Origin of the sequence: Sinomonas sp. (genome assembly GCF_051955515.1) — a bacterium.
In the GTDB taxonomy this organism is placed as follows: Bacteria; Actinomycetota; Actinomycetes; order Actinomycetales; family Micrococcaceae; genus Sinomonas.
Genome location: NZ_JBQCGQ010000185.1, coordinates 1 through 7,009, shown reverse-complemented (window position 1 = coordinate 7,009; position 7,009 = coordinate 1). Strand labels below are relative to the sequence as shown.

Genomic DNA, 7,009 nt, shown 5'->3' with positions numbered 1-7,009 from the left:
CGGCACCTGCCACGCCCAGCCGCGCTGGGGGTCGGAGTAGAAGTGGAACTCGTCCATCACCACGGGTCCCAGCTCGGCGGCGGCTCCCTCGCGCAGCGCGTGGTTCGCGAGGATCTCGGCCGTGCAGCAGATGATGGGCGCATGCCCGTTGACGGATGAGACGCCGGTGACCATGCCGACGTTCTCGGCGCCGAAGATCTCGCATAGCGCGAAGAACTTCTCCGAGACGAGGGCCTTGATGGGGGCGGTGTAGTAGCTGCGCTGGCCGGTGGCGAGACCGTAGAAATGGGCGGCGATCGCCACGAGCGACTTTCCCGACCCTGTGGGCGTGGCGAGGATCACGTTATTCCCCTGCACGAGCTCCATGACCGCTTCATCCTGAGCTGGGTACAGCGCGAGGCCGCGCCCCTCGGCCCACCCGACGAACGCCGTGTACACGAAGTCGGGCAACTGGTCCGACAGGTCGAGGGCGCCGTTTCCGGGCGCGTCAGGAAGGAGCTGGTCGAGTCTCATGGCGAGTTCAGCCTATCCGCACTAGCGTGGAACCCATGAGCGCTTCGCCCACCTGGGACCCGGCCCTCTACGTGCGATTCGGCGATCATCGGGGCCGGCCGTTCTTCGACCTCACCTCGCGCATCGGCGCCGAGGCCCCGGCCCACGTGGTGGATCTCGGGTGCGGCCCCGGCACGCTCACGGCCGCCCTGTCCGATCGCTGGCCGGACGCAATCGTCGAGGGGATCGACAGCTCGCCCTCGATGATCGAAGCCGCAGAACGGACGGTTCCCGGTCGCCCCGGGCTGAGCTTCCGCCTCGGCGACATCGTCGCGTGGGAGCCGGAGGACGAGGTCGACGTCGTCGTCTCGAACGCGGCGCTGCAGTGGGTGCCGGGCCATGAGGCGCTCATGGGGCGCTGGCTTGAACAGCTGGCCCCTGGTGCGTGGCTCGCCGTCCAGGTGCCGGGCAACTTCAACGCTCCGTCCCACGCGCTCCTGCGCGAACTTGCGGAGTCCTCCCAATGGGAGAGGCGCCTCCGCGGAGTCCTGCGCCACACCGACGCGGTGGGGGAACCGGCCGAATACCTCGAGCTCATGCGCGCAGGCGGCTGGGAGGCGGACGTCTGGGAGACCACGTATCTGCAGGTCATCACCGGGGAGGACCCCGTGCTCAACTGGGTGCGCGGCACGGCGCTGCGCCCCGTGCTGGACGCTCTCTCGGAGGAGGAGGGCGCACAGTTCGAGGAGCAGTACAACCAGCTCCTTCTGGATGCGTATCCCGCGCGCGACTACGGAACGGTCTTTCCGTTCCGGCGGATCTTCATCGCGGGGCGCAAGCCCTAGGCCCCAGCGGCCCCCTGCTCACCAGCCGCGGGCCTTCCACTCCTCGAGATGCGGGCGCTCGGCGCCGAGGGTGGTGCTCTTGCCGTGTCCGGGAAGCACGACGGCGTCATCCGGGTATACCCCGAAGAGACGCTCGGTGACGTCGGCGATCAGGAGCGCGAATCGGTCGGGGTCCTTCTGGGTATTGCCCACGCCTCCGGGAAAGAGGGAATCCCCGGAGAAGATGAGGTGCGGCGCCTCGCCGTCCTCGAGGACGTACGCGATCGAGCCCGGGGTGTGGCCCCGGAGGTGCACCGCGGCCAGATCGAAGCCGTCGAAGTGGCCGATGTCGCCGTGATCAAGGACCACGTCGACCGGCACGGGGATGCCAGAGACGTCCTGGCGGCCCGCGGCCGTCCGTGCGCCGGTTTCCGCGACCAGGGCCTCAAGGGCCCGCACATGGTCCCAATGCTGGTGGGTGGTGGCGACGAGGCTGAGCTTCGCCGGGCGCTGCGCGTCAGAGGCTCCCTCGGCAAGGAGAGCGCGGATCGCGGGAAGGTCGTCGGCGGCGTCGATGAGGACCTGCTGGCCGGAGTCCTTGGCGGTGATCAGGTACACGTTGTTGTCCATGTCGCTCACCGACACCGTTCGCACTGTAACGTGCTCAAGGTCATAGAGGAGGCTCGTCATGCCGTCAGTCTAGGGTGTGCGGATGGTGTGGACAGGCGGGTGGGACTCGTACTCTGGTGCCCATGGAGGAAGCGGATTTCCCAGGTGCGTGGCGCCCGGACCAGGGGCTCACGGCGCCCCTCTTCGAGCAGCTGCGGCGGCGGATCGCGGATCTCGTCGCCGAGGGGGCCCTTCCCGCCGGGCGCAGACTCCCACCGGTCCGCGCACTCGCCGCTGACCTCGGCCTTGCCCCCCACACCGTGGCGCGCGCCTATCGGGAGCTCGAGGAGGCCAACGTGGTGGTCACCCGGGGACGGGCCGGGACGGTCGTCGCGCCGCGCGACGCGCGGGAGGAGGAGCTGACGACGGCAGCCGCGGCCTTCGCGCTCGCGGCGAGTGCGCGGGGATGCGGCTTCGACGAGGCAGTCCAGCTGCTGGAGCGCGCCTATTCCCGGCTCTGAGGCTGGTCGTGGAACCCCTTGGTGAGGTCGGTGCTCGGTTCTACGGTCAGCAGAGCTGGGAGCCTGTGCCTCAGTTGGAAATTCGAAGACGTCTTCGACTAGCATAGTCCCGTGCAAACTCCCCCTACCCCCACGGATCTCGGCATGTCGGCTGAGATGGAAACCTCGGAGGACTTGGCGGAACGCCTTCCTTCTGCCGTGCACGATCCCGTGACGTCGCTCCGCACCGACCTTTCACGGCTGGTCGTCAAGGGGGCGAGGGAGCACAACCTCCAGAACGTGGACCTCGACCTGCCGCGGGACGCGATGATCGTCTTCACAGGCCTCTCGGGCTCCGGAAAGTCCTCGCTGGCCTTCGACACGATCTTCGCCGAGGGCCAGCGCCGTTACGTCGAGTCGCTCTCGGCCTACGCCCGGCAGTTCCTGGGCCAGGTCGACAAGCCGGACGTGGACTTCATCGAAGGCCTCTCGCCCGCCGTCTCGATCGACCAGAAGTCGACGAGCAAGAATCCCCGGTCGACCGTCGGCACCATCACCGAGATCTACGACTACATGCGCCTCCTCTGGGCGCGGGTTGGCCGTCCGCACTGCCCGATCTGCCACGAGCCGGTGACGCGCCAGACGCCCCAGCAGATCGTCGACCAGCTGCTCGACCTCCCGGACGGCACGCGCTTCCAGATCCTCGCGCCGGTGGTGCGGGGGCGCAAGGGCGAATTCGTGGACCTGTTCAAGGAGCTTGCGGCGAAGGGCTACGCCCGCGCCCGCGTCGACGGAGAGCTTGTCCAGCTCGCTGAAGCCCCCAAGCTCGGGAAGCAGTTCAAGCACACGATCGAGGTCGTCGTCGACCGCCTCGTGGTGAAGGAGGGGATCCGCCAGCGCCTCGCCGACTCGGTGGAGACGGCCCTCGGCCTCGCCGAGGGGCGCGTCCTCGCGGACTTCGTCGACGTCGCCCCGGACGACGACTCGCGGCTCCGCGCCTTCTCCGAACACCTCGCGTGCCCCAACGAGCACCCCCTCGCGATCGACGAGATCGAGCCGCGGTCCTTCTCGTTCAACAATCCCTTCGGTGCCTGCCCGGCCTGCACCGGCATCGGGACGAAGCTCGAGGTCGACGAGGATCTGGTGGTCCCGGACCCTCAGCTGAGCCTTTCGGAGGGTGCTATCGCCCCGTGGTCGCTGGGCCAGGCGACCCAGGAGTACTGGACCCGTCTGATCGAGGGGCTCTCGGATGAGCTCGGCTTCTCGATGAGCACCCCGTGGCACAGCCTTCCGCAGTACGCGCGGGATGCTGTGCTGTATGGCAAGGACCACAAAGTGGTGGTGCAGTACCGGAACCGGTTCGGACGCGAGCGGAAATACAGCACGGGCTTCGAAGGCGCCGTGTCCTACATCCAGCGCAAGCACGCCGAGACCGAGTCGGATTCGGCGCGGGACAAGTACGCCGAGTACATGCGCGAAATCCCCTGCCCGGAGTGTGGAGGCGCCCGCCTCAACCCGGCCTCGCTCTCTGTCCTCGTGGGCGGAAAGTCGATCGCTGCGGTCAGCGCTCTGCCGCTCAGGGAAGCGAGCGAGTTCCTTGCCACTCTCGATCTGACCGCTCGGGAGCGCCAGATCGCGCACCAGGTCCTCAAGGAGATCGATGCGCGCCTCGCGTTCCTCCTCGATGTGGGTCTCGAGTACCTCAACCTCGAGCGCGCGGCGGGAACCCTCTCGGGCGGCGAGGCCCAGCGCATCCGGCTGGCAACTCAGATCGGCTCGGGGCTCGTCGGCGTGCTGTACGTCCTCGACGAGCCGAGCATCGGGCTGCATCAGCGTGACAACCGGCGGCTCATCGAGACGCTCACCCGGCTCCGCGACCTCGGGAACACGCTCATCGTCGTGGAGCACGACGAGGACACGATCCACGAGGCCGACTGGATCGTCGACATCGGCCCGGGTGCTGGCGAGCACGGCGGAAAAGTCGTGCACTCGGGGCCCCTGGCCGAGCTCCTCGAGAACCGGGCCTCGCTCACGGGCGAGTACCTCTCGGGCCGTCGGAAGATCGAGGTGCCCACCAAGCGCCGTCCGATCGACCGCAAGCGCCAGCTCAAGGTGGTCGGCGCCAAGGAGCACAACCTCAAGAATGTCGACGTGACTTTCCCGCTGGGAGTGCTCACCGCCGTGACCGGCGTGAGCGGTTCGGGGAAGTCGACGCTCGTCAACGAGATCCTGTACAAGGTCCTTGCCAACCGGCTCAACGGGGCAAAGCAGGTGGCGGGGCGCCACACACGGATCGAGGGCCTCGAGCATCTCGACAAGGTCATCCACGTTGACCAGAGTCCGATTGGGCGCACCCCCCGCTCGAATCCGGCGACGTACACGGGCGTCTTCGACCATATCCGCAGGCTCTTCGCAGAGACGACGGAAGCGAAGGTGCGGGGCTACCAGCCGGGCCGTTTCTCGTTCAACGTGAAGGGTGGACGCTGCGAGGCGGGCTCCGGCGACGGCACCCTCAAGATCGAGATGAACTTCCTCCCGGACGTCTACGTTCCGTGTGAGGTATGTCATGGCGCCCGGTACAACCGGGAGACCCTCGAGGTCCACTACAAGGGCAAGACCATTGCCGATGTGCTGGACATGCCGATCGACGAGGCCGCCGAGTTCTTCTCGGCGTTCGCCCCGATCGCACGGCACCTCAATACCCTGGTCGACGTCGGTCTGGGATACGTGCGCCTCGGCCAGCCTGCCACGACGCTCTCCGGGGGCGAGGCCCAGCGGGTCAAGCTCGCCTCCGAGCTGCAGCGGCGCTCCAATGGCCGCAGCGTCTATGTGCTCGACGAACCGACCACGGGTCTCCACTTCGAGGACATCCGCAAGCTCCTCCTCGTCCTCCAGGGGCTCGTTGAGAAGGGCAACACCGTGATCACCATCGAGCACAACCTCGATGTGATCAAGAGTGCGGATTGGATCATCGACCTCGGTCCCGACGGGGGTTCCGGGGGTGGCGAGGTCATCGCGACTGGGACACCAGAGGATGTAGCGAAGATCGAGGCGAGCCATACGGGCACGTTCCTCGCCGAGGTCCTCGGGCGGGGATGAGCCCGGCCCGAGGTTTCCTCCGCCCGTGCGCCTCCACCCTCATATGCCTCACTCGGCATGCGAGTTTTAGGCTCGCCTGCGCATATGCGAGACTGTCCCGGTGACTGACAGCCCCGCACTGGTGATCTTCGATCTGGACGGAACGCTCGTTGACCCGGCGGGGAGCATCACCGGCGGGATTGCCCACGCGCTCGCGACGCACGGCCTGCCAGTGCCGGACGCCGAGGGTCTCAACGCGATGGTAGGGCCGCCGCTCGTCGAATCGCTCCGCACCATCGCCGGCCTGCCGGACACCGTGATCCCCGCTGTCGTCGCCACCTACCGCGAGCGCTACATCTCGGAAGGGATGGCCCAAAGCCGCCCTTACCCCGGCATTCCGGAACTCCTCGACAGGCTCAGGGAGGCGGGCTACCACCTCGCGGTGGCGACGCAGAAGCCCGAGGGCCTCGCGAAGAAGCTGCTCGGGATGCATGACCTAGATGCGCCCTTCCACAGCATCCACGGCGCTCCGGATGACGAGACGCTGCCGCCCCTCCCGGACGGGAAGGCGAGCATCGTCGCGGCGGCCCTCGAGGTGAATCACGCAGACCGTACGCGGGCCGTTTTGATCGGGGACCGCCGGCACGATGCTGCCGGTGCGGCCGCGAACCAGATTGCCTGCATCGGCGTTGCGTGGGGTTTCGCGGAGCCCGGGGAACTCGAGGCCCAGGGACTTGCAGCGCTCGTCGCGGACGCGCAGGAGGCGGGCGACGCCGTCGAGCGCCTGTTGCCGCTCGGGGCGCCGGCAGGAATGAGCACGATTGAGGCCACGGAGGCGACCACGTGCCCCTGATGTACCAGGCGAGCCGCACCAGCATCCGCGCCGCGATCTTCGGGCTTTGCCGGCCGACGCTCACGGGACTTGACAACGTCCCCGTCGACGGGCCGTTCATTGTTGCCTCGAACCATCTCTCGTTCCTCGACTCGGTCATCATCCAGGCGCTCATGCCGCGCCGGGTCGGCTTCTTCGCCAAGGCCGAGTACTTCACCGGCAAGGGAGTGAAGGGGCGGCTGATGAAGGCCTTCTTCGAGGGGGTCGGATCGATTCCGGTGGAGCGCGGTGAGCAGGCCGCAAGCGTCGCGGCCCTCAAGTCTCTCCTCGACGTGCTGGAGGCCGGGGGAGGGGTGGGCATCTACCCGGAAGGCACCCGGTCCCGGGACGGACTGCTGTACCGGGGAAGGACAGGGGTGGGCTGGCTCACGCTCACCACGGGCGCGCCAGTTATTCCGGTAGGGCTCGAGGGCACCGAGCAGCTCCAACCGGCGGGCAGGAACTCGGTTCGTCCGCAGCACTTCAGCATGCGCGTGGGGGAGCCCCTCCACTTCGACCGGCTCGGCCCCGACCATTCGCTCCCGGTGAGGCGCGAGGCGACCGATCGGATCATGGACGCGATTGCGGCCCTGAGCGGCCAGCAACGGGCATCCGGCTACAACAAGCCTCCGGCA

General features: G+C 67.9%; 7 protein-coding genes. 5 read left to right on the top strand and 2 right to left on the bottom strand.

What is annotated here, in order from left to right:
• The coding region (locus ACTHL9_RS10515) for a DEAD/DEAH box helicase (RefSeq protein ID WP_440518927.1) at positions 1-513 on the bottom strand (513 nt) is incomplete at its 3' end.
• A 35-nt stretch (positions 514-548) separates the two neighbouring features.
• On the opposite strand from ACTHL9_RS10515, the gene ACTHL9_RS10510 reads away from it, so the two are divergent.
• Positions 549-1,337, top strand: a complete 789-nt coding sequence (locus tag ACTHL9_RS10510; protein WP_440518926.1) for a trans-aconitate 2-methyltransferase — start codon at positions 549-551, stop codon at positions 1,335-1,337.
• Positions 1,338-1,355: 18 nt separating this feature from the next.
• Here ACTHL9_RS10510 and ACTHL9_RS10505 read toward each other — a convergent pair whose 3' ends face one another.
• Positions 1,356-2,006 carry an MBL fold metallo-hydrolase gene (locus tag ACTHL9_RS10505; protein WP_440518925.1) on the bottom strand — a complete coding sequence of 217 codons (651 nt, stop codon included), beginning with the start codon at positions 2,004-2,006 and terminating at the stop codon, positions 1,356-1,358.
• A 62-nt stretch (positions 2,007-2,068) separates the two neighbouring features.
• Between ACTHL9_RS10505 and ACTHL9_RS10500 the strand changes: the two genes are divergently transcribed.
• The 4 genes from ACTHL9_RS10500 to ACTHL9_RS10485 all read left to right on the top strand — a co-directional run.
• Complete coding sequence (locus ACTHL9_RS10500) at positions 2,069-2,446, top strand: GntR family transcriptional regulator (RefSeq protein WP_440518924.1); 378 nt, start codon at positions 2,069-2,071, stop codon at positions 2,444-2,446.
• A 156-nt stretch (positions 2,447-2,602) separates the two neighbouring features.
• Positions 2,603-5,524, top strand: coding sequence for an excinuclease ABC subunit UvrA (gene uvrA / locus ACTHL9_RS10495; protein WP_440518931.1), 2,922 nt, complete (start codon positions 2,603-2,605; stop codon positions 5,522-5,524).
• Positions 5,525-5,624: 100 nt separating this feature from the next.
• Positions 5,625-6,356, top strand: a complete 732-nt coding sequence (locus tag ACTHL9_RS10490) for an HAD hydrolase-like protein (RefSeq protein WP_440518922.1) — start codon at positions 5,625-5,627, stop codon at positions 6,354-6,356.
• Positions 6,356-7,009, top strand: a 654-nt coding sequence (locus ACTHL9_RS10485; RefSeq protein ID WP_440518929.1) for a lysophospholipid acyltransferase family protein, incomplete at its 3' end; no start/stop codon positions are given. The genes ACTHL9_RS10490 and ACTHL9_RS10485, both read left to right, overlap by 1 nt.